The organism is Tatumella sp. JGM118 (assembly GCF_018257515.1).
Lineage (GTDB): Bacteria > Pseudomonadota > Gammaproteobacteria > Enterobacterales > Enterobacteriaceae > Tatumella > Tatumella terrea.
The window spans coordinates 18,662-40,857 of sequence record NZ_JAERJR010000003.1 but is presented as its reverse complement, the minus strand read 5'-3'; the positions used below and the strand labels follow the sequence as shown (position 1 = coordinate 40,857).

Sequence of the window (22,196 nt, the reverse complement as noted above, 5' to 3'; positions counted from 1 at the left end):
GAATATTTATTTACTTTTAACAAATGCTTTCCGATGAACTTACGGGTAAATAATAACTCTCAACAGATGACTACAGCAATGGTCCGAATAGCAAATACTACAGAGAGCCAGAACATGAAAAAAACCACTTTAGCATTAAGTGCACTCGCATTGAGCCTTGGAATGGCATTTGCGCCCATGACTGCTTCTGCGGCGGAATCTGCATCTTCATCCAGTCAGCAACTCCCGAGTCTGGCTCCGATGCTTCAGAAGGTGATGCCTTCGGTAGTCAGCATCAGTGTTGAGGGAACAGCACCGGTGAAAGCTTCCCAAAACAGTCAGCAGCTTCAGCAATTTTTTGGTGATATGTCACCGTTCTGTCAGGACGGTTCACCCTTCCAGAATTCACCGATTTGTCAGGCACCAGGTGCCGGCGGGGGGACCCCTCAGGAACAGCAGTTCCGTGCACTGGGTTCCGGTGTCATTATCAATGCCGATAAAGGCTATGTCGTCACCAACAATCACGTGGTGGAAAATGCTTCATCTATCCAGGTTCAGCTGAGCGACGGACGCCGTTTTGAGGCTAAAGTGATTGGCAAAGATCCCCGCACGGATATTGCCCTGATTCAGCTGAAAGATGCTAAAAATCTGACGGCGATTAAGATTGCCGACTCCGATAATCTGCAGGTCGGTGATTATACCGTTGCTATCGGTAACCCTTACGGTCTGGGTGAAACCGTGACCTCCGGGATTGTCTCTGCACTGGGCCGGAGTGGTCTGAACGTCGAAAACTATGAAAACTTTATTCAGACGGATGCCGCCATTAACCGGGGGAACTCCGGTGGGGCATTGGTTAACCTGAACGGTGAACTGATCGGAATTAATACCGCGATCCTGGCGCCGGACGGAGGCAATATCGGTATCGGCTTTGCCATTCCTTCAAACATGGTGAAAAACCTGACGTCACAGATGATCGAGTACGGTCAGGTTAAGCGTGGCGAACTGGGGATCATGGGCACCGAACTGAACTCTGAAATCGCGCAGGCGATGAAAGTGAATGCGCAACGCGGTGCCTTTGTCAGCCAGGTACTGCCAAACACCTCGGCGGCGAAAGCTGGTATTAAAGCCGGAGATGTGATTATTTCTCTGAATGGCAAACCGCTGACCAGTTTTGCCGCCCTGCGGGCCGATGTCGGCACTATGCCGGTGGGCAGTAAAGTGGAACTGGGTATATTACGCGATGGCAAACCTGTTTCTGTCAGCGTGGTCATTCAGCAGAGTACTCAGGATAAAGTCCCGTCAGCCACTATCTATACCGGCATTGAAGGGGCGGAACTGAGCAATTATGACGCTGCGGGACAAAAAGGTGTCCGTATCGACAGTGTGAAACCAGGCACCCATGCGGCAGCGATCGGGCTGAAAAAAGGCGATATTATTCTGGGTGTGAATCAGCAGAATATCAGTAATCTCGGCGAACTGCGTAAAATTCTGGACAGTAAACCGGCGGTTCTGGCGCTGAACGTGAAACGTGGTGACAGCAACCTGTACTTACTGGCACAGTAAGCGGTCATCCGCAGGTAAAAAAAGCCGGTCAGCGTCCTGACCGGCTTTTTTATGCCTTAACCCGGCCAATTATTTACGGGTCAGTTTTTCCAGATCGGCTTCAATCTCAGAAATTTTATTCGATACCACCAGTTCCAGATGACGTAAGTCATCAAGAATTTTCACCTTCAGGTCGATATCTTCCTGTTCCTGATGGCAGATCTGATCCAGTTCGTCGATAACGTATCTCAGGTTAGGGCTGATTTCCTGAACTTCCCTGAAGCCCTGTGCCGTCTGATCAGAGACGATAGTTTTTCGCTGGCGCGGGTATTTAAACTTAACGCTCTTGGCAAAAAACTCGCCTTTATCCTTACGGAAATAGATCTTCAGGATGTCGTTATTCGCCTCCTGACGAAGGCTGTAACGGTCAACTTCTTCAGGATGGGTGATCCCCAGACTCTTCAGATTATCGTACATAGCAGTTTTCCTCTTCAGGGGACGTTGCCCGCTCAACGCAGGCATTATTAGCGCGACATCGCCGTCTCATCATGACACTGTCTGAAACCGTCAGGATGGCAGTCCTGCATCGTCTGCCGGTAGCCTTATGTACATGCCACTCCGTACACAGCATAGGGAAGATGACCGGCAACCCCGGGATCCCCGCGGCTGCCGGTCAGGCGATTAGTCGATGGTACGCAGTAATTCGTTAATACCGACTTTGCCCAGGGTTTTCGCATCCACTTTCTTCACGATCACCGCGCAGTAAAGGCTGTATTTACCATCTTTAGACGGCAGATTACCGGAAACAACGACGGAACCGGCCGGTACGCGACCGTAGTGAACTTCGCCGGTTTCACGGTCATAGATTTTGGTGCTCTGACCAATGTAGACGCCCATAGAAATGACCGCGCCTTCTTCGACGATAACACCTTCAACGATCTCTGAGCGGGCGCCGATAAAGCAGTTATCTTCGATGATGGTCGGGTTTGCCTGCAGGGGTTCGAGGACACCACCGATACCAACGCCACCGGACAGGTGCACGTTTTTACCGATCTGCGCACAGGAGCCTACGGTCGCCCAGGTATCCACCATCGTACCTTCATCGACGTATGCACCGATGTTGACGTAGGAAGGCATCAGTACGGTGTTACGGGCGATAAATGCTCCCTGGCGAACGGCCGCCGGAGGAACAACACGGAACCCTTCCTGACGGAAACGGGCTTCGTCATAACCTGCAAATTTCATCGGGACTTTATCGTAGAAGCGGGTTTCCGCGCCTTCGATAACTTCGTTATCGTGAATACGGAACGATAACAGGACTGCTTTTTTCAGCCATTGATGAGTGACCCATTCACCGTTAATTTTCTCGGCAACACGTACTTTACCACTGTCAATCAGGGAGATGACCTCGGTGATCGCATCGCGGGTTTCAGCATCTACGCTGGCCGGAGTAATTTCGGTACGCCGTTCAAATGCGGCTTCGATGATTTTCTGTAAATGTTGCATTCTTTTTTCCTGCATCAATGGTTTGGTAAAAACTAACTGCCCGATGATTTCCGGTTACACGTTGTTTCTGTAACCCGTTAAGACCATAGGGGAAAAGGGCAGTCCGAAGGTTCGCTGCCCTCAGGGTGAATTACCCTTTATCGTTTGGATTCAGTGCTTCTGTCAACCGTTGTTGTAAACTATCGCGCATTTTATCATTCAGTGCCCGGCGTTCATCGTTGGCCAGAATGAATAAATCTTCGACCCTTTCACCGATGGTACTGATCCTTGCGCCATGCAACGAAATCCCCAAATCGGCGAACACGCCCCCGATTTGTGCCAGTAACCCGGGATAATCAAGAGCGACCAGCTCCAGGTAGGTGCGCTGGTTGGTATGCGCCGCCAGGAAGCGTATTTCGGTGTCGACCGTAAAGTGACGCAAGCGGGGTGACAGACGACGCGGGCGGGGCGGCGTCCATTCCGGCTGAGAAAGCGCCTGAACCAGTCCATGAATGATAGCCTCATGGCGATCGGGGGCCAGCGGACTGCCATCCGGCTCCAGAACGATAAACGTATCCATCGCCATGCCATCACGGTTAGTAAAGATCTGCGCGTCATGCACACTCAGGTTTCGCCGGTCCAGTTCCCCGGCGACGGTCGCAAAGAGATAAGCACGATCCGGGCTCCAGATGAAAATCTCGGTGCCCCCGCGGGAAGCCTGTGGATGGATCAGGACCAGAGGCTGGTCCAGCGTATGCTTTAGCAGATGGCGGGCATGCCAGGCCAGCTGCTGGGCGGTATGACGCAGAAAGTAGTCAGCCCGGCAGCGGTTCCAGATTTTATGCAGGCGGGTTTCATCAATATTGTCCATACGTAATAGCGCCAACGCCTGCAGGCGATTATGGCGTACCCGTTCCCGTAAGTCCGGACTGCTGTCCATGCCGCGATGGAGCTGTTTCTCGGTGGCAAAGTAAAGTTCCCGCAACAGACTCTGTTTCCAGCTGTTCCAGAGGCTTTCGTTGGTGGCGCAGATATCCGCGACCGTCAGACAGATAAGCAACCGTAGTTGTTTTTCATTCTGCATTACCGAGGCAAATTCCCGTATCACCGCGGGGTCCTGAATATCTCTGCGCTGTGCAGTGACTGACATCAGCAGATGGTGCCTGACCAGCCAGGAAATCAGCTGGGCATCACGGGAATTAAGGCCGTGTAACCTGGCAAATTCAATGACATCTTCGGCCCCGAGGATGGAGTGATCTCCCCCGCGACCCTTTGCGATATCATGAAACAGCGCCGCAATTAACAGGATTTCCGGGTGGATCAGGCGCTGCCAGATATCCACACACAGGGGATGCTTTTCACGGGTCGATTCGCTGGCAAAACTTTCCAGCTTTTGTAATACACGCAGGGTGTGCTCATCGACGGTGTAGGCGTGAAACAGGTCAAACTGCATCTGGCCGACTATCAGGTTCCATTGAGGTAAATAGGCGGTCAGTACACCGTGATGGTGCATCGGCACTAAGGCCCGGCTGACCGCACCCGGATGACGTAAAATATCCATAAACCGCTGCCGTGCTTCCGGGATCTCACATAATGAATAATCCAGAGACTGCAGTGCGTGCCGCAATAAACGTAATGTGGCGGAATAAATGCCGTGGATATTTTTATTGCGAACGATAACGCTGAACAAGCGAATAATGGAGGCGGGCTGTGTGATAAACAGTTCATCATCACGGAGATCGATCAGATGGCCACGCAACTGAAAGTCATCATCGAGGGGGAGCGGTTTCCCGGTGGCGGGCAGAGCCAGAATAGCCTCATCGAATAACTGCAGGAGCATTTCATTCAGCTCACCGATGTGGCGGGTGACGCGGTAGAAATCTTTCATCATTTTTTCTACCGGCACATTGCCTTCGCCCTGATAATTCAGACGTTGTGCGACCGCCAGCTGTCGGTCAAACAGCAGACGGTTATCATACCGGGGAAGGGTCAGATGCAAGGCAAAGCGGATACGCCATAAAAAATCCTGACACTGATTCAGTTCATCGCGCTCTTCCGCGGTGAGAAACCCGAATCCCACCATTTCGTCCAGCGAGGTGGCACCGAAATGACGACGGGCAACCCATAACAGGGTATGGATATCACGCAGGCCGCCCGGGCTGCTTTTAATATCCGGCTCCAGATTATAGCTGGTGCCGTGATAGCGAAGGTGCCTTGCCTTCTGTTCTTCGGTCTTTGCCGCAAAAAAGTCGGCAGAAGGCCAGAACCCTTCGCTGAAAATATTTTTTTGTAATTCCAGGAACAGAGAAACATCCCCGGTGAGCATCCGTGACTCGATCAGATTGGTCGCCACCGTCAGGTCAGAAAGCCCTTCCAGCAGACACTCTTCCAGTGTTCTGACACTTTGACCGACTTCCAGCTTTAAATCCCAGAGCAGTGTCAGTAACTCACTGACCCGGTGTGCGCCCTGTTCGTCCAGAGGATGACGGCTGAGGATGAGCACATCAATATCGGAAAGCGGATGCAGCTCCTGACGACCATAACCTCCGACCGCGACCAGCGCAGTATCTTTTACGCCGTGGAAGCCGAAATACCGCCAGAGACGGGTGAGCAGATGATCGATAAACCGGGTGCGTGCTTCTATCAGTTCACTGACGGGGGTACCGGCATCGAAGGCATCGCCGAGGGCTGACTGGAACATATCAAGGCGGGATTTCAGCGCCTCGCGGGTTAATTGATCATCAGACCAATGCAGCGGGGCATCCGTACTACTTGTGTCGATTACATCTGGCAGGTGGCTTCGCATTATCACTACTCATTGGATAAAAAAGCCGGCAATAGCCGGCTTTCAGGGAGTCAAATGTCAGTCTTAACCTTCATTCACCAGTACCGCAGGGAGCGTCTCTTCCTGGCGAAGGGTCAGGATCTCACAGCCATTATCTGTCACCACAATAGTATGTTCATATTGTGCCGACAAGCTGCGATCTTTGGTTTTCACGGTCCAGCCATCTTTCATGCTGCGGATACGGTAATCCCCGGCGTTGACCATCGGTTCAATGGTAAAGGTCATCCCTTTTTGTAAGACCACGCCGCTGTCATCGGCATCGTAGTGCAGAACCTGGGGTTCTTCATGGAACCCTTTACCGATACCATGGCCGCAGTATTCGCGAACGACGGAAAAATCGTTGGCTTCAACGAACTTCTGAATTTCACGACCCAGGGTACGCAGACGGATGCCTGGTTTCACCATTTTTAATGCCAGGTAAAGGCTTTCCTGAGTGATGCGGCACAGACGCTCGCCGAGGATGGTCGGTTTACCGACGATAAACATTTTTGAAGTATCACCGTGGTATTCATCTTTGATGACCGTGACATCGATGTTGACGATATCGCCGTCTTTCAGAAGACGGTCATCGCTCGGGATACCGTGACAGACCACTTCGTTGACAGAAATACATACCGATTTCGGGAAACCATGGTAACCGAGGCAAGCCGAGACGGCCTGTTGTTCACCGGTAATGTAGTCAGCGCAAATCCGGTCCAGTTCTCCGGTAGAAATACCCGGTTTTACATGGGCTGCGATCATTTCCAGCACTTCAGCGGCCAGACGGCCGGCGACCCGCATTTTTTCGATTTCTTCAGGAGTTTTAATTGAGATAGCCATTGAATCAGTCCAGTTGCAGCCAGTCAGTACCGGCAAACGAAAGAATTTATACGTGCACTATGTTAACAGTCAGCAAAACTGCTGCCAACGTTAATCACCGGTCACCGGTTTTATGCAGGGCGCAGAAAATTTAACCGTTGCCGGTAACAATGATTGCCGCTGAGGGGGGATTTGTGGTATAAAACGCGCCGACGAATCCAGGCTCACCCGCTACGGGGGGCCGGATAGTTTCATTCTCATTATGTGAAAAGGCAGAGTACAGGGGAACGCATTGCGTGACCGGTACAGACTGACCAAAACACACATGTATCGACACATACTCCGGGGTGCCTTAACAGGTCGGTGGTATGGGATACATGGAGGCTCAACCCCAACATCTATTTTTAGAGGTAATCATGGCTACTGTTTCCATGCGCGATATGCTTAAGGCCGGTGTTCACTTTGGTCACCAGACCCGTTACTGGAACCCAAAAATGAAACCTTTCATCTTTGGTGCTCGTAACAAAGTTCACATCATCAACCTTGAGCAGACTGTACCAATGTTTAACGACGCTCTGGCTGAGTTAAGCAAGATCTCTTCCCGTAAAGGTAAGATCCTGTTCGTTGGTACCAAACGCGCTGCAAGCGAAGCTATCAAAGAATCTGCGCTGAACTGCGATCAGTTCTTTGTTAACCACCGTTGGTTAGGCGGTATGCTGACTAACTGGAAAACTGTTCGTCAGTCAATCAAACGTCTGAAAGATCTGGAATCTCAGTCTCAGGACGGTACTTTTGATAAACTGACCAAGAAAGAAGCTCTGATGCGTAGCCGTGAACTGGCTAAGCTGGAAAACAGCCTGGGTGGTATCAAAGACATGGGCGGTCTGCCTGATGCTCTGTTCGTCATCGATGCTGACCACGAGCACATCGCAATCAAAGAAGCAAACAACCTGGGTATCCCGGTATTTGCTATCGTTGATACTAACTCTGATCCGGATGGCGTTGATTTCGTTATCCCTGGTAACGACGATGCGATCCGTGCAGTAAGCCTGTACCTGAATGCAGCTGCAGCAGCTGTCCGCGAAGGTCGTTCTCAGGACCTGGCTGAACAGGCTGAAGAAGTGTCTTTAGAAAACGTCTGATAAGGACTGCTCTGTCAAAGAGCCCTTAGCGTCAGATGTGATCTGCAAGGGGCCGCTTCAGGCCCCTTTTATTATTTTAAAATTCGTTGAGCGTGAATCTGTTCGGCTTGACGAAGTAAAATATCCTGCGAAATGATGCTGTTTAAACTTACCTGCGGGTAGGAATGAACAGATCACAGTTAACCGAGGACTTAAGAATGGCTGACATTACCGCTGCTCTGGTAAAAGAACTGCGCGAGCGTACTGGCGCTGGCATGATGGAATGTAAAAAAGCGCTGGTTGAAGCTAACGGTGACATCGAACTGGCTATCGACAACATGCGTAAAAATGGTCAGGCGAAAGCGGCGAAGAAATCTGGTCGCGTTGCTGCTGAAGGTGTAATCCTGACTCACGTTGAAGGTAACGCCGGGATCATCGTTGAGCTGAACTGCGAAACTGACTTCGTTGCTAAAGATGCTGGCTTCCTGGCATTCGGTCAGGACGTTCTGGCTGCCGCTGTTGCTGACAAAATCACTGACGTTGATGTTCTGAAAGCGAAATTTGAAGAGCAGCGTACTGCGCTGGTTGCCAAAATCGGTGAAAACATCAATATCCGTCGTGTTGCCCGCCTGGAAGGTGACGTTGTAGGTTCATACCTGCACGGTGCACGTATCGGTGTTCTGGTTTCTGCTACCGGTGCTGATGAAGAGCTGGTTAAGCACATTGCAATGCACGTTGCTGCAAGCAAGCCGGAATATGTGAAGCCTGAAGATGTTCCTGCGGACGTTGTTGCTCGTGAGCACCAGATCCAGCTGGACATTGCGATGCAGTCCGGTAAGCCGCGTGAAATCGCAGAAAAAATGGTTTCTGGTCGCATGAACAAGTTCACCGGTGAAGTGTCACTGACTGGCCAGAACTTTGTTATGGATCCATCAAAAACTGTCGGTCAGCTGCTGAAAGAAAAAGGTGCTGACGTCATTAACTTTATCCGCTTTGAAGTGGGTGAAGGTATCGAGAAAGTTGAGTCTGATTTTGCTGCTGAAGTTGCAGCAATGTCCAAACAGTCTTAATGCTCTACAGGAACCGCCAGAACGGCGGTTCTTTTTTGCCTGCTGATGTAACCCCGGCGGGCAAATTTTCAGCCTCATCCCTATAGTATTTCGAGAAAACAGAGCGGATTATAGACGCGATTTCTCTCTTCTTTATTCACTCATGCTCCAGGAATTAATGATCATGGCGACCAACGCAAAACCGGTATATCAACGTATCCTTCTGAAACTGAGCGGCGAAGCCCTGCAGGGTGCTGAAGGTTTTGGCATTGATGCCAGCATTCTTGACCGTATGGCGCAGGAAGTAAAAGAGCTGGTTGAGTTGGGCATACAGGTCGGCGTCGTGATTGGCGGCGGTAACCTGTTTCGGGGTGCCGGACTGGCAAAAGCCGGTATGAACCGTGTTGTTGGTGACCATATGGGGATGTTAGCCACAGTGATGAACGGTCTGGCGATGCGTGATGCATTGCACCGTGCCTATGTGAATGCCCGTCTGATGTCGGCCATTCCTCTGAATGGTGTCTGTGATAACTATAGCTGGGCAGAGGCTATCAGTCTGCTACGTAATAACCGTGTGGTTATCTTCTCTGCCGGAACCGGTAACCCGTTCTTTACCACGGATTCTGCAGCCTGTCTGCGCGGTATTGAAATCGAGGCAGATGTGGTATTAAAGGCCACGAAAGTTGACGGCGTATACTCTGCAGACCCGGTGACCAACCCTGATGCCACGTTACACGAAAAATTAAGCTATCAGGATGTGCTTGAGCGTGAGTTAAAGGTGATGGACCTTGCCGCCTTTACTCTGGCTCGCGATCATAACTTACCTATCCGTGTATTCAATATGAATAAGCCGGGTGCATTACGTCGCGTGGTGATGGGTGAGAAAGAAGGCACTCTGATCGGGCAGTAAACCCTGTCGGCATAATTTAAAATAAGGTATATTCTGACCAACGCTGGTGATTTATCGGCGAAGTCTGGCTGATGATGACAGGCCCCGTTCTGCTCAAACCAGGAGCAGAAACATCAGGTCAAAACGAATCCAAGGGTTTTTATTGTGATTAACGATATTAAAAAAGATGCTGAAGTACGCATGGAAAAATGCGTAGAAGCCTTTAAAAATACGATCGGCAAAGTGCGTACCGGACGTGCCTCTCCTTCACTGCTGGATGGCATTGTTGTCGAGTATTATGGTACGCCAACGCCTTTACGCCAGCTGGCTAACGTAACGGTTGAAGACTCACGCACACTGAAACTTAACGTGTTTGATCGTTCTTTAGGTCCTGCGGTAGAAAAAGCCATCATGGCCTCAGACTTAGGATTAAACCCAAGTTCAGCCGGTACTGATATTCGTGTCCCTCTGCCTCCTCTGACCGAAGAACGCCGTAAAGATCTGATTAAAATCGTTCGCGGTGAAGCAGAGCAGGGACGTGTGTCGGTACGTAATGTCCGTCGTGATGCGAACGATAAAGTTAAAGCATTACTGAAAGACAAAGAAATCAGTGAAGATGATGAGCGTCGTGCACAGGATGACATCCAGAAGATGACCGATGCTTCAATCAAAAAAGTGGACGCTGCATTAACTGAGAAAGAAACGGAGTTAATGGAGTTTTAATCTCAGTGCTGCTGCCGGTAAACGCCGCGGAGAAAGACATCATCATGGCTTTCTTTCGCGGCGTTTTACATTGCTCAACGCGCCGCCCGAAATCCTGTTTTACCCCTTAATTTTTTTGATGGATATATTGATGAAGCGTCTGACGTTACTCGGGTCGACCGGTTCTATCGGAACCAGTACCTTGTCGGTGGTACGGGAAAACCCTGAACAATATCAGGTGACTGCCCTTGTTGCGGGAAATAATGCCGCGTTAATGGCGACCCAGTGCAGTGAATTCAGGCCAGCTTACGCCGCAATGGCGACGGAAGAAGCCGCCTGTGAATTGCGTGAACGACTGAAAGCATTGAAGGTTGATACTGAAGTGCTCTCCGGCGTTCAGGCTGCCTGTGAACTGGCGGCATTGCCGGAAGTGGATCAGGTGATGGCAGCCATTGTCGGTGCCTCTGGTTTGTTGCCGACACTTTCTGCCATACGTGCCGGAAAAAGGGTATTGCTGGCGAATAAAGAATCGCTGGTGACTTGTGGCCGGTTATTTATGGAGGAAGTCCGGCGTTCCGGGGCTTGCCTGATGCCGGTCGACAGTGAACACAATGCCATTTTTCAGAGTTTGCCTGCTGTTATACAACAGCAATTAGGGTACGCTGACCTGCGTAATAGTGGTGTTGATTCCGTTATTCTGACCGGCTCCGGTGGCCCGTTTCGTGATGTGCCGCTGACCGGATTATCCGCAATGACCCCGGCGCAGGCATGTGCCCATCCGAACTGGTCAATGGGCAGAAAAATATCGGTTGATTCGGCCACTATGATGAATAAAGGTCTTGAATACATTGAAGCTCGCTGGCTTTTCAATGCGACTGATTCGCAAATGGAAGTGGTTATTCACCCGCAGTCTGTTATCCATTCAATGGTACGTTATTGTGATGGCAGTGTACTGGCCCAGTTAGGTTCTCCTGATATGCGCACACCTATCGCACATTCTATGGCATGGCCTGACAGAATACCGACCCCGGTGGAACCCCTGGATTTCACCAGCATCGGAGCCCTGACATTCCTGGCGCCGGACTACCAACGTTATCCTTGCCTGAAGCTGGCAATAGACGCGTGTGCTGCAGGTCAGGCATCGACCACGGCGCTGAATGCGGCCAATGAGATAGCTGTCGAGGCATTCCTTAACGGGCATATCCGCTTTACAGATATTGCTGTCCTCAACCATCAGGTGCTGGAGACCGTACAGTTTACGGACCCTGACTGCGTGGAGGCGGTTATGGAGATCGATAAGCAGGCCCGGCGGATTGCGGGCAATCTGCTGGCGACGTTGTAATCACCGGTTTGTTTAGCTGCTATTTGTCCGAATCAGGCGAAAATGGTATAGTCACACGCTGATATTTAAGATGCGTGTGAGGGCTTTTACCCGTTTCCCAGGGTGAAAGATTTTTGCGGGCAGAAAGTATTCAGAGATATCTGGCTCTCTGATGAAAGGAATTTAATACGCATTATGTCGTCCCTATATCAACAAAACACTCCTGACACATACAGGGCGCTGCCGCGGCATGTTGCTATCATCATGGATGGCAACGGGCGCTGGGCGAAAAACCAGGGAAAGTTACGTATATCGGGACACCGGGCCGGTGCGAAAGCTGTCAGGCGCGCAGTAAAATTTGCTGTCACCTGTGAGATGGAAGCACTGACCCTGTATGCATTCAGTAGTGAAAACTGGAACCGTCCTGAGCCGGAGGTTTCTGCATTAATGGAACTCTTCGTCTGGGCGCTCGACAGCGAAGTGAAAAGCCTGCATAAAAACAATGTTCGCCTGAAAATCATCGGTGATATGCAACGTTTTAGTCCGCGAATTCAGGAGCGTATCCGTAATGCGGAGTCACTGACCGCTCAGAATACCGGTCTGACGCTGAATGTTGCTGCAAACTATGGCGGCCGCTGGGATATTATTGACGGTGTCCGGCAACTGGCGAGCAGAGTACAGCAGGGGCAGTTATGCCCTGAAGATATCACGGAAGAAATGCTGGGAGAGCAGCTCTGCTTATGCCATCTGTCTCCGGTTGATTTAGTGATAAGGACTGGGGGAGAGCATCGGATTAGTAATTTTCTGCTGTGGCAGGTTGCTTACGCAGAGTTTTATTTTAGTGATGTTCTCTGGCCCGATTTCGATGAACAAGTATTTCAGGGTGCGCTGGATGCCTTCTCTCAACGAGAGCGCCGTTTTGGCGGTGCAGCACCCGATGGCGCATAAATGGACCGGGGGTAACCTTTGTTAAAGTCACGTTTGATTACCGCGATGATACTGATACCGCTGGTAATCATTGCATTATTTTGGTTACCGCCGATCGGTTTCAAAATTATCGTTCTGGTTATCTGCATGCTGGCCGCCTGGGAATGGGCGCAGTTTGCAGGGTTTAAGCAAACCGGACCACGGGTATGGGTTGCCGTACTGTTTGGTCTGCTGCTTTCATTGATGATATTTTCTCTGCCATCTTACCAGAGTGACATCTATCAACCTCCGGTGGCGCTCTCCCTCTGGGTTTCTCTGAGCTGGTGGACCGTTGCCCTGGTGCTGGTTCTGTTTTATCCGGCCTCCGCTTCTCTGTGGCGGCAATCCCGATTTCTGCGACTGGCTTTCGGTGCGCTGACGCTGGTTCCTTTCTTTTGGGGAATGGTCGCGCTACGGCAGTATCACTATAACAGTGATCACTTCGCCGGGGCCTGGTGGCTGTTGTTTGTCATGTTACTGGTCTGGGGAGCGGATTCCGGGGCTTACATGTTCGGGAAACTCTTTGGTCGTCATAAACTGGCACCGAAAGTGTCTCCCGGAAAGACCTGGGAAGGCTTTGCCGGTGGCCTGATTTCTTCTGCGGTGATTGCCTGGGTATTTTCCCTGCTGGCTCCCCTGACGGTAGACAGTCGTACTTTGCTGATTTGCGCCATTATTGCTACGCTGGCGTCTGTGCTGGGTGATCTCACCGAAAGCATGTTTAAGCGTGAAGCCGGCATCAAAGACAGCGGTAATCTGATCCCGGGGCATGGCGGCATCCTTGACAGAATCGACAGCCTGACCGCCGCGATCCCTGTTTTTGCCTGTTTATTGCTTTTGGTTTTCCATGTAGCTTAAGGATGTGTCGTGATGGGCAGCATACTCTGGAGTCTTGGCGCATTCGTAGTGGCACTGGGGATTTTGATTACCGTCCACGAATTCGGCCATTTTTGGGTGGCACGGCGTTGTGGTGTCTGGGTCGAGCGTTTCTCTATCGGCTTTGGCCCTGCCCTATGGCGTAAAAAAGATAAACAGGGCACGGAGTATGTACTCGCGCTAATCCCGCTCGGGGGATACGTTAAAATGCTGGATGAGCGGGCAGGGGAGGTTCCTGCCGCCAGGCTGCATGAAGCATTTACCCGCAAAACTCTCTCTCAGCGAGCGGCCATCGTGGCTGCTGGCCCTGTCGCTAACTTTATCTTCGCGCTGTTTGCCTACTGGCTGGTTTTTATGCACGGTGTGCCAGGCATAAAACCGGTCACTGGCGAAATAATCAACAATTCGATTGCTCAACACGCTCAAATTCAGCCCGGAATGGAACTTAAAGCGATTGATGGTATCGAAACGCCTGACTGGGATGCTGTCCGTATGGCATTGATGGGGAAAATTGGCGACAGTGGCGTCAATGTTACCCTCGAAACGTTCGGGCAATCCGTCACCGTTGAAAAACATCTGGACCTGCGTCACTGGGTCTTTGACCCGGAAAAGCAGGATCCCGTGTTATCTTTAGGGATTGTCCCTAAAGGTCCGGTGATTGAAACCACCCTTGCAGAGGTGCAAAAAAATTCACCTGCGGCACAGGCAGGTTTGCAAGCCGGAGACAGGATCGTTAAAGTCGACGGTGAGCCTGTGGTGAACTGGCAAAGGTTTGTGGCCGGGGTCAGAGATAATCCCGGAAAACCTTTAGCGTTAGACGTTGAACGTGAAGGGGGGCTCCGGACGTTAACACTGACACCGTCGGTGAAAACAGTGGGTCAGAAAGAAGAAGGATTCGCCGGGGTTATCCCGCGCGTTCAGCCTCTTGCTGATCAATATAAGACCTTACGGCAATACGGACCTGTCGTCGCCATAGGCGAAGCAGGGGTAAAAACCTGGCAGCTGGTGAAACTGACAGCGTCGATGCTGGGGAAATTAGTAACCGGTGATATTAAGCTGAAAAATCTCAGCGGGCCGATTTCTATAGCGCAAGGCGCAGGGATATCGGCAGAATACGGAATGATATACTATTTGATGTTTTTGGCGTTGATTAGTGTCAATCTGGGGATAATTAACCTTGTCCCGTTACCGGTGTTAGATGGTGGGCATTTGCTTTTCCTGTTGATTGAGAAGATCAAAGGTGGACCAGTGTCTGAGCGAGTTCAGGACTTCAGTTATCGCATTGGCTCGATTGCGCTGGTGTTATTAATGGGTCTTGCACTTTTCAATGATTTCTCACGTTTGTAGATAACCGAATTCTGCGAACGGGGATGTGTTAGGAACACGCATAATAACGATGGCGATGAAAAAGTTGCTCATAGCGTCGCTGCTGTTCAGCAGCGCCACCGTGTACGGTGCAGACAATTTCGTGGTGAAAGATATTCATTTCGAAGGGCTGCAGCGAGTTGCCGTCGGGGCGGCCTTGCTTAGCATGCCTGTTCGTGTTGGCGATACGGTGAATGATGATGATATCAGAAATACTATCCGTTCACTTTTCGCAACCGGTAACTTCGACGATGTTCAGGTGCTGCGTGAAGGCGGTGATCTGATTGTTCAGGTGAAAGAACGTCCGACGATTGCCAGTATCACTTTCTCCGGAAATAAATCGGTAAAAGACGATCAGCTGAAACAGAACCTGGAAGCCTCCGGCGTCCGTGTAGGTGATGCGCTGGATCGTACTACCATCTCCTCAATCGAAAAGGGTCTGGAAGATTTCTACTACAGCGTGGGTAAATACTCCGCCAGTGTGAAAGCGATAGTCACGCCTCTGCCACGTAACCGTGTTGATCTGAAACTGGTCTTTACGGAAGGGGTGTCGGCGAAGATTCAGCAAATTAACATTGTCGGTAATAAAGCCTTCAGTTCTGATGAGTTGATCTCCCGCTTCCAGTTACGTGATGAAGTGCCATGGTGGAACGTGGTCGCGGATCGTAAGTATCAGAAGCAGAAGCTGGCCGGTGATTTGGAAACCTTACGGAGTTTCTATCTGGACCGTGGCTATGCCCGCTTTAATATCGATTCGACGCAGGTCAGCCTGACGCCGGACAAAAAAGGCATTTACATTACGGTGAACATCACCGAAGGCAGTCAGTACAAGATTGCCGGTGTGGTCGTGAACGGTGATATGGCAGGACATTCTGCCGAGATCGAAAATCTGGCGAAGATCCCGCCGGGTGAGTTATACAGTGGCGCGAAGGTCACGGCTATCGAAGACAGCATTAAGAAGCTGTTAGGTAACTATGGTTACGCGTATCCGCGGGTGATGACTCAACCGGAAATCAACGATAAAGATAAGACGGTAAAACTGCACGTCAGTGTGGATGCCGGAAATCGTTATTATGTCCGTAAGATTATTTTCCGCGGCAATGATACGTCCAAAGATTCTGTCCTGCGCCGTGAAATGCGTCAGATGGAAGGGGCGTGGCTGGGCAGTAATCTGGTCGATCAGGGCAAAGAACGTCTGAACCGTACCGGTTATTTCGAGAGCGTGGATGTCGATACACAGCGCGTCCCTGGCTCACCGGATCAGGTTGACGTTATTTATAACGTCAAAGAGCGTAATACCGGTACCTTTAATATCGGTGTGGGCTACGGTACTGAAAGTGGTGTCAGCTTCCAGGTCGGTGTCACCCAGGATAACTGGATGGGGACAGGGAATACGGTCGGGATCAGTGGTACCAAAAACGATTACCAGACCTACGCCGAACTTTCGATGACCGACCCGTACTTTACCGTGGATGGCGTCAGCCTCGGCGGACGTGTGTTCTATAACGACTTTAAGGCTGATGATGCCGACCTGTCCGATTATACGAACCGCAGCTATGGTACAGACGGCACACTGGGCTTCCCGGTAAATGAGAATAATACCCTTCGTGTTGGTTTAGGTTATGTGCACAATGACCTGTCTGACATGCAGCCTCAGGTGGCGATGTGGCGTTATTTTGACTCCATGGGTAAACATCTGCCAACGGATAACGATGACAGTAATTATTCAACGGACGATTTCACCTTTAACTATGGCTGGACCTATAACACCCTGGATCGCGGATTCTTCCCGACCGCCGGTAACCGGACCAACCTGAACGGTAAAATCACGATCCCGGGCTCAGATAACAGCTACTACAAAATGACGCTGGACTCTCAGCAGTACGTTCCACTGAACCAGGATCGTACCTGGGTGGTATTAGGCAGGGGGCGTCTGGGCTATGGTGATGGTCTGGGCGGGAAAGAAATGCCGTTCTATGAGAACTTCTATGCCGGCGGCTCAAGTACCGTGCGTGGTTTCCGCTCGAATACCATCGGGCCGAAAGCCATCTACTATAAATACGGTACGGATTCGAACTGCGGAACCTCTTCCGGCAGCATCTGTTCATCTGATGATGCGGTTGGCGGTAACGCGATGGCCGTTGCCAGCCTTGAGCTGATTACGCCAACGCCGTTTGTCAGTGAGAAATATGCGAATTCTCTGCGGACTTCCGTGTTTGTTGATGCGGGTACGGTATGGGATACTAACTGGCAGAATACGTCAGAAACCGAAGCATTAGGGATCCCTGATTACAGCAAGCCTGGCGATATACGTGTATCCAGCGGTGTTTCACTGCAGTGGATGTCGCCTCTGGGGCCACTGGTGTTCTCATATGCCCAGCCAGTTAAGAAATATACCGGCGACAAGGCAGAGCAGTTCCAGTTCAATATCGGTAATACGTGGTAACGGGTGACCCGGACCAGGTTAAAAAGTTGCAAGACAGGGGTGTTTAACACCCTGTCGTTAGCAAAAACAGTGTCTTGAAGACACAAACGGTGATGGTAAGGAGTTTATAGTGAAAAAGTTGTTATGTGCCGCAGGTCTTGGTCTCGCTCTGGCTGCTTCTTCTGTAGCAGCGCAGGCCGCTGACAAAATTGCAGTAGTCAACGTGTCCAGCATTTTCCAGCAAATGCCACAGCGTGCCACTGTTGCCCGCCAGCTGGAAAACGAGTTCAAGGGTCGTGCAACTGATTTGCAGACTCAGGAACGCGCGCTGCAGGCTCAGATGCAGAACTTTCAGCGTAATGCCTCGACGATGAAAGCGAGCGATCGTGCCCGTACCGAAAAAGATCTTATGGCTCAGCGTGAAAGCTTCTCTGAAAAAGCTCAGGCTTTTGAACAGGACAATCGTCGTCGCCAGACTGAAGAGCGTAATAAATTACTGAGCCGCATTCAGGATGCAGTGAAGAAAGTCGCTGGCAGTGAAGGGTATGACGTTGTGATTGACTCTAACGCTGTAGCGTATGCTGCAGATGCTAAAGACATTACTGCTGACGTGCTGAAACAGGTTAAATAATTGATGTCATCTATTCGACTGGCTGATTTAGCGCAGCAGTTAGATGCAGAATTGCACGGAGATGGCGATATCGCCATCTCCGGCATTGCTTCTATGCAGTCCGCCACAGGCGGCAAAATAACTTTCCTGGCCAACAGTCGTTACCGCGAGCAGCTCGCGCATTGTAAAGCCGATGCTGTGGTGCTGACGGAAGCGGATCTGGAGTGGTGCCCAAGCGCAGCACTGGTCGTGAAAGACCCCTACCTTACCTATGCGCGGATGGCGCAGATTCTGGATACGACACCCTCGCCTGCCGAGAATATTGGCCCGGGCGCCGTGGTCTCTCCACAGGCCCGTCTGGGGACTAATGTGGCTATCGGGGCGAATGCTGTTATCGAATCCGGTGCAGAACTGGGTGATAATGTCGTGATCGGGGCAGGTTGTTTTGTCGGTAAAAAGACGCGGATCGGGGCAGGTACGCGCCTGTGGGCTAACGTTTCTGTTTATCATGAAGTGGTTATCGGCGAAAATTGTCTGGTGCAGTCAGGAACGGTGATCGGTGCTGATGGCTTCGGTTATGCCAATGATCGTGGCAATTGGGTGAAGATCCCGCAACTGGGCTCGGTGATCATCGGCGACCGCGTAGAGATTGGTGCCTGTACGACGATTGACCGCGGCGCGCTGGATAATACCCAAATTGGTAACGGAGTTATCATCGATAACCAATGCCAGATTGCGCACAATGTCATAATTGGCGACAATACGGCGGTTGCTGGTGGTGTGATTATGGCGGGAAGCCTGAAAATTGGCCGTTACTGTATGATTGGTGGCGCCAGTGTAATCAATGGTCATATGGAAATTTGTGATAAAGTAACGGTCACCGGAATGGGGATGGTCATGCGACCTATCACTGAACCGGGCGTCTATTCTTCAGGGATACCGCTGCAGGCAAATAAAGCCTGGCGTAAGACCGCGGCCCTGGTCATGAATATCGATGATATGAACAAACGCCTGAAAGCTATCGAGCGTAAAACCGGTAAAGATAACTAACCATAACTTAACCGGTAAGCGTCACGGAATCTCCCGGAGTTACTCCCCGGGTTCCATGGTTCTTCGCGCTGGCCCGACACTTTTTATATTTGCGACCTGCGATGTATCAATTGAACATGCAGGTCGTGTTATTATTGATAACAGATTTTTAGGACAGGAAGAGTATTTTGACTACTGAAATACATACTCTGCAAATTGAAGAGATTCTGGAACTGCTGCCACACCGCTATCCGTTTTTGCTGGTTGATCGTGTTCTGGATTTTGAACCACACAAATATTTGCGGGCCGTTAAAAACGTGACTGTGAATGAGCCTTTCTTCCAGGGGCATTTCCCGGGTAAGCCAATTTTTCCTGGTGTGTTAATTCTGGAAGCGATGGCTCAGGCCACCGGTATCCTGGCGTTCAAAAGCGTAGGAAAACTGGAACCCGGCGAGCTGTACTACTTCGCAGGTATCGATAACGCACGTTTCAAGCGTCCTGTCGTCCCGGGAGACCAGATGGTGATGGAAGTGACTTTTGAAAAAACCCGTCGTGGTTTGACGCGCTTCAGCGGCGTTGCTACTGTAGATGGCAAGGTTGTTTGTGAAGCAACAATGATGTGTGCCCGTAGCCGGGAGTCATAACGTGATTGATAAAACCGCCAGCATCCATCCTTCTTCTGTCATTGAAGAAGGCGCAATTATCGGACCCGGGGTCCGCATCGGACCGTTCTGCGTCATCGGACCCAATGTTGAGATTGGTGAAGGCACTGTCCTGAACTCTCATATTGTCATTAACGGACATACCCGCATTGGTAAAGAGAACGAGATCTATCAGTTTGCCTCTATTGGTGAAGTGAACCAGGATCTGAAATACGCGAAAGAAGAGACCCGGGTTGTCATCGGCGATCGCAACCGTATTCGTGAGAGTGTGACCATTCATCGCGGAACGGCTCAGGGTGGCGGTGTGACGGTTGTCGGCAGCGATAACCTGTTGATGGTGAATACTCACATCGCTCATGACTGTCAGATTGGTAACCGCTGTATCTTTGCGAACAATGCAACACTTGCCGGGCATGTGACGGTTGATGATTTTGCGATTATTGGCGGGATGACGGCAGTCCATCAGTGGTGCACTATCGGTGCGCATGTCATGGTCGGCGGTTGTTCCGGAGTGGCTCAGGATGTTCCTCCTTATGTGATTGCACAGGGGAACCACGCCACACCGTTCGGTATCAATATTGAAGGTCTGAAACGCCGTGGTTTCAGTAAAGAAGCTCTGCACGCTATTCGTAATGCTTACAAGCTTCTGTATCGCAGTGGCAAGACCCTGGATGAAGTGAAGCCAGAGATTGAAGCCCTTGCGAAGGCCCATACTGAAGTCCAGCCTTTCTATGATTTCTTCGCCCGTTCTACCCGTGGGCTTATCCGGTAACGAATGGCGATGCGTCCACTGACTGTTGCACTTATCGCCGGGGAAACCTCCGGCGATATTCTTGGTGCAGGCCTTATCCGGGCTCTTAAAGCAAAACATCCTGATATCCGCTTTGTGGGTGTCGCCGGTCCCCTGATGCAGGCGGAAGGGTGTGAAGCATGGTATGAAATGGAAGAGCTGGCCGTGATGGGGATTGTTGAAGTCCTGGGGCGTCTTCCCCGTCTGCTGAAAATCCGCCGGGATCTGACCCAACGACTCACCGCGCTCCGGCCCGATGTCTTTGTCGGCATCGATGCGCCGGATTTCAATATTCCGCTGGAAGGGCGCCTGAAACGTGCAGGTATCCGGACCATTCACTATGTCAGCCCGTCAGTGTGGGCATGGCGGCAGAAGCGGGTATTTAAAATCGGTCGTAACACCGATCTGGTGCTGGCCTTTCTGCCCTTTGAAAAAGCCTTCTACGATAAGTTTCAGGTGCCTTGCCGTTTTATTGGTCATACAATGGCCGACAGCATTCCGCTGCAACCGGATAAACAAGCGGCCCGTGCACGTTTGTCTCTCCCTCCTGACGCCCTCTGCCTGGCACTCTTACCGGGCAGCAGAAAAGCTGAAGTTGAGATGCTGAGCGCCGATTTCCTGAAAGCCGCGCAAATACTGCGGCAGACCTATCCGGCACTGGAGATTGTGGTTCCGATGGTCAATGCCCGACGTCGTGCGCAATTTGAAGAGATTAAAGCTGAGGTTGCCCCCGAACTGGTGTTACATCTGACGGAAGGGCAGGCTCGTGATGTCATGATAGCCAGTGATGCGGCTATTCTGGCCTCCGGCACGGCTGCCCTCGAGTGTATGCTGGCGAAGTGTCCGATGGTGGTAGGGTATCGTATGAAACCTTTCACTTTCTGGCTGGCGAAGCGGCTGGTAAAAACAGAATGGGTGTCGTTACCGAATCTGTTAGCCGGAAAAGAACTGGTGCGGGAGTTGCTGCAGGATGAATGTCAGCCTGAACTGCTCGCCCGGGCGCTGGATCCGCTGCTTCATCAGGGTCCCGAGCGAACGGCACTGCTGGAAACGTTTGCTGAAATGCATCAACAGATCCGCTGGAACGCGGATGAACAGGCAGCACAGGCTGTGCTGGAGTTAACACAATGAATTCGTTTATCTACCCGCAGGCACACTGTATTGCCGGTGTGGATGAAGTCGGGCGCGGGCCGCTGGTGGGTGCCGTGGTGACCGCTGCGGTGATACTGGATCCCGCGCAGCCCATTCAGGGGCTGGCAGATTCCAAGAAACTGACCGAAAAGCGCCGCTTAGCGCTGTACGACGAAATTAAAGAGAAAGCGTTATGCTGGAGTCTTGGACGGGCTGAGCCTGAAGAGATCGACCAGCTGAATATCCTGCATGCTACCCTGCTGGCGATGCAGCGTGCTGTTGCCGGACTCAGTGTCCGGCCGGATATGGTCCTGATTGATGGTAACCGTTGCCCCGTATTACCGATGGCAGCGCAGTCGGTGGTCAAAGGGGATAGTCTGGTGGCAGAAATCAGTGCGGCCTCTATCCTGGCTAAAGTCACCCGCGACCGTGAAATGGCAGAGCTGGATACGCTGTTTCCGGAGTATGGCTTTGCTAAGCATAAAGGCTACCCGACACCTTACCATCTGGAAAAACTGGCGTTATTAGGCGCGACGCCTTTTCATCGTCGCAGTTTTGCCCCGGTCCGGCGAGTGACAGAGGCCACTCTGGTCGCCGGAAAATAACCTTCA

Annotated in this window: 20 protein-coding genes; 16 read left to right on the top strand and 4 right to left on the bottom strand. The window is 51.2% G+C overall.

The genetic code is table 11. From position 1 onward, the window contains the following. Positions 1-114: 114 nt before the first annotated feature. Complete coding sequence (gene degP, locus JK223_RS04395; protein WP_212713011.1) at positions 115-1,542, top strand: serine endoprotease DegP; 1,428 nt, start codon at positions 115-117, stop codon at positions 1,540-1,542. Positions 1,543-1,611: 69 nt separating this feature from the next. Here degP and JK223_RS04390 read toward each other — a convergent pair whose 3' ends face one another. From JK223_RS04390 to map, 4 genes are all read right to left on the bottom strand, one after another. Next, positions 1,612-1,998: a DUF3461 family protein gene (locus tag JK223_RS04390; RefSeq protein ID WP_212713010.1), complete on the bottom strand. Its 387-nt coding sequence runs from the start codon at positions 1,996-1,998 to the stop codon at positions 1,612-1,614. A gap of 204 nt (positions 1,999-2,202) precedes the next feature. Next, positions 2,203-3,027 (bottom strand): 2,3,4,5-tetrahydropyridine-2,6-dicarboxylate N-succinyltransferase, encoded by an 825-nt coding sequence (dapD, locus tag JK223_RS04385; protein ID WP_025901284.1) that lies wholly within the window; start codon positions 3,025-3,027, stop codon positions 2,203-2,205. Between the two features lie 130 nt (positions 3,028-3,157). Further along, a complete protein-coding gene (gene glnD, locus JK223_RS04380) occupies positions 3,158-5,812 on the bottom strand; it encodes a bifunctional uridylyltransferase/uridylyl-removing protein GlnD (protein WP_212713009.1) in 2,655 nt (884 codons plus the stop codon). A gap of 63 nt (positions 5,813-5,875) precedes the next feature. Next, positions 5,876-6,670 (bottom strand): type I methionyl aminopeptidase, encoded by a 795-nt coding sequence (map, locus tag JK223_RS04375; RefSeq protein ID WP_212713008.1) that lies wholly within the window; start codon positions 6,668-6,670, stop codon positions 5,876-5,878. Positions 6,671-7,065: 395 nt separating this feature from the next. Here map and rpsB point away from each other — a divergent pair, with 395 nt between their 5' ends. The 15 genes from rpsB to rnhB all read left to right on the top strand — a co-directional run bounded on the left by rpsB (position 7,066) and on the right by rnhB (position 22,190). Further along, positions 7,066-7,791, top strand: a complete 726-nt coding sequence (gene rpsB / locus JK223_RS04370) for a 30S ribosomal protein S2 (RefSeq protein ID WP_212713007.1) — start codon at positions 7,066-7,068, stop codon at positions 7,789-7,791. A gap of 197 nt (positions 7,792-7,988) precedes the next feature. Continuing rightward, positions 7,989-8,840 (top strand): translation elongation factor Ts, encoded by an 852-nt coding sequence (tsf, locus tag JK223_RS04365; protein WP_212713006.1) that lies wholly within the window; start codon positions 7,989-7,991, stop codon positions 8,838-8,840. Positions 8,841-9,003: 163 nt separating this feature from the next. Continuing rightward, entirely contained in the window at positions 9,004-9,729 is a 726-nt protein-coding gene (pyrH, locus tag JK223_RS04360; protein WP_025901289.1) for a UMP kinase, read from the top strand. A gap of 144 nt (positions 9,730-9,873) precedes the next feature. Then, entirely contained in the window at positions 9,874-10,431 is a 558-nt protein-coding gene (gene frr / locus JK223_RS04355; RefSeq protein ID WP_212713005.1) for a ribosome recycling factor, read from the top strand. Positions 10,432-10,561: 130 nt separating this feature from the next. Continuing rightward, positions 10,562-11,752 (top strand): 1-deoxy-D-xylulose-5-phosphate reductoisomerase, encoded by a 1,191-nt coding sequence (gene ispC / locus JK223_RS04350; protein WP_212713004.1) that lies wholly within the window; start codon positions 10,562-10,564, stop codon positions 11,750-11,752. Positions 11,753-11,926: 174 nt separating this feature from the next. Next, on the top strand, positions 11,927-12,679 hold the full coding sequence (gene ispU, locus JK223_RS04345) for a (2E,6E)-farnesyl-diphosphate-specific ditrans,polycis-undecaprenyl-diphosphate synthase (protein ID WP_212713003.1): 753 nt from the start codon (positions 11,927-11,929) through the stop codon (positions 12,677-12,679). Positions 12,680-12,697: 18 nt separating this feature from the next. Next, entirely contained in the window at positions 12,698-13,555 is an 858-nt protein-coding gene (gene cdsA / locus JK223_RS04340; RefSeq protein ID WP_212713002.1) for a phosphatidate cytidylyltransferase, read from the top strand. Positions 13,556-13,567: 12 nt separating this feature from the next. Further along, positions 13,568-14,920: a sigma E protease regulator RseP gene (gene rseP, locus JK223_RS04335; RefSeq protein ID WP_212713001.1), complete on the top strand. Its 1,353-nt coding sequence runs from the start codon at positions 13,568-13,570 to the stop codon at positions 14,918-14,920. Positions 14,921-14,969: 49 nt separating this feature from the next. Beyond that, positions 14,970-17,384 carry an outer membrane protein assembly factor BamA gene (gene bamA / locus JK223_RS04330; RefSeq protein WP_212713000.1) on the top strand — a complete coding sequence of 805 codons (2,415 nt, stop codon included), beginning with the start codon at positions 14,970-14,972 and terminating at the stop codon, positions 17,382-17,384. A 109-nt stretch (positions 17,385-17,493) separates the two neighbouring features. Beyond that, complete coding sequence (skp, locus tag JK223_RS04325) at positions 17,494-17,994, top strand: molecular chaperone Skp (protein ID WP_212712999.1); 501 nt, start codon at positions 17,494-17,496, stop codon at positions 17,992-17,994. A 3-nt stretch (positions 17,995-17,997) separates the two neighbouring features. Further along, entirely contained in the window at positions 17,998-19,023 is a 1,026-nt protein-coding gene (gene lpxD, locus JK223_RS04320; RefSeq protein WP_212712998.1) for a UDP-3-O-(3-hydroxymyristoyl)glucosamine N-acyltransferase, read from the top strand. 167 nt (positions 19,024-19,190) lie between these two features. Continuing rightward, positions 19,191-19,646, top strand: coding sequence for a 3-hydroxyacyl-ACP dehydratase FabZ (gene fabZ, locus JK223_RS04315; protein WP_212712997.1), 456 nt, complete (start codon positions 19,191-19,193; stop codon positions 19,644-19,646). 1 nt (position 19,647) lies between these two features. Then, positions 19,648-20,436, top strand: coding sequence for an acyl-ACP--UDP-N-acetylglucosamine O-acyltransferase (lpxA, locus tag JK223_RS04310; protein WP_212712996.1), 789 nt, complete (start codon positions 19,648-19,650; stop codon positions 20,434-20,436). A gap of 3 nt (positions 20,437-20,439) precedes the next feature. Beyond that, entirely contained in the window at positions 20,440-21,585 is a 1,146-nt protein-coding gene (gene lpxB / locus JK223_RS04305; RefSeq protein ID WP_212712995.1) for a lipid-A-disaccharide synthase, read from the top strand. Continuing rightward, positions 21,582-22,190, top strand: a complete 609-nt coding sequence (gene rnhB / locus JK223_RS04300) for a ribonuclease HII (protein WP_212712994.1) — start codon at positions 21,582-21,584, stop codon at positions 22,188-22,190. The genes lpxB and rnhB overlap by 4 nt, the downstream gene beginning before the upstream one ends. Positions 22,191-22,196 lie beyond the last annotated feature (6 nt).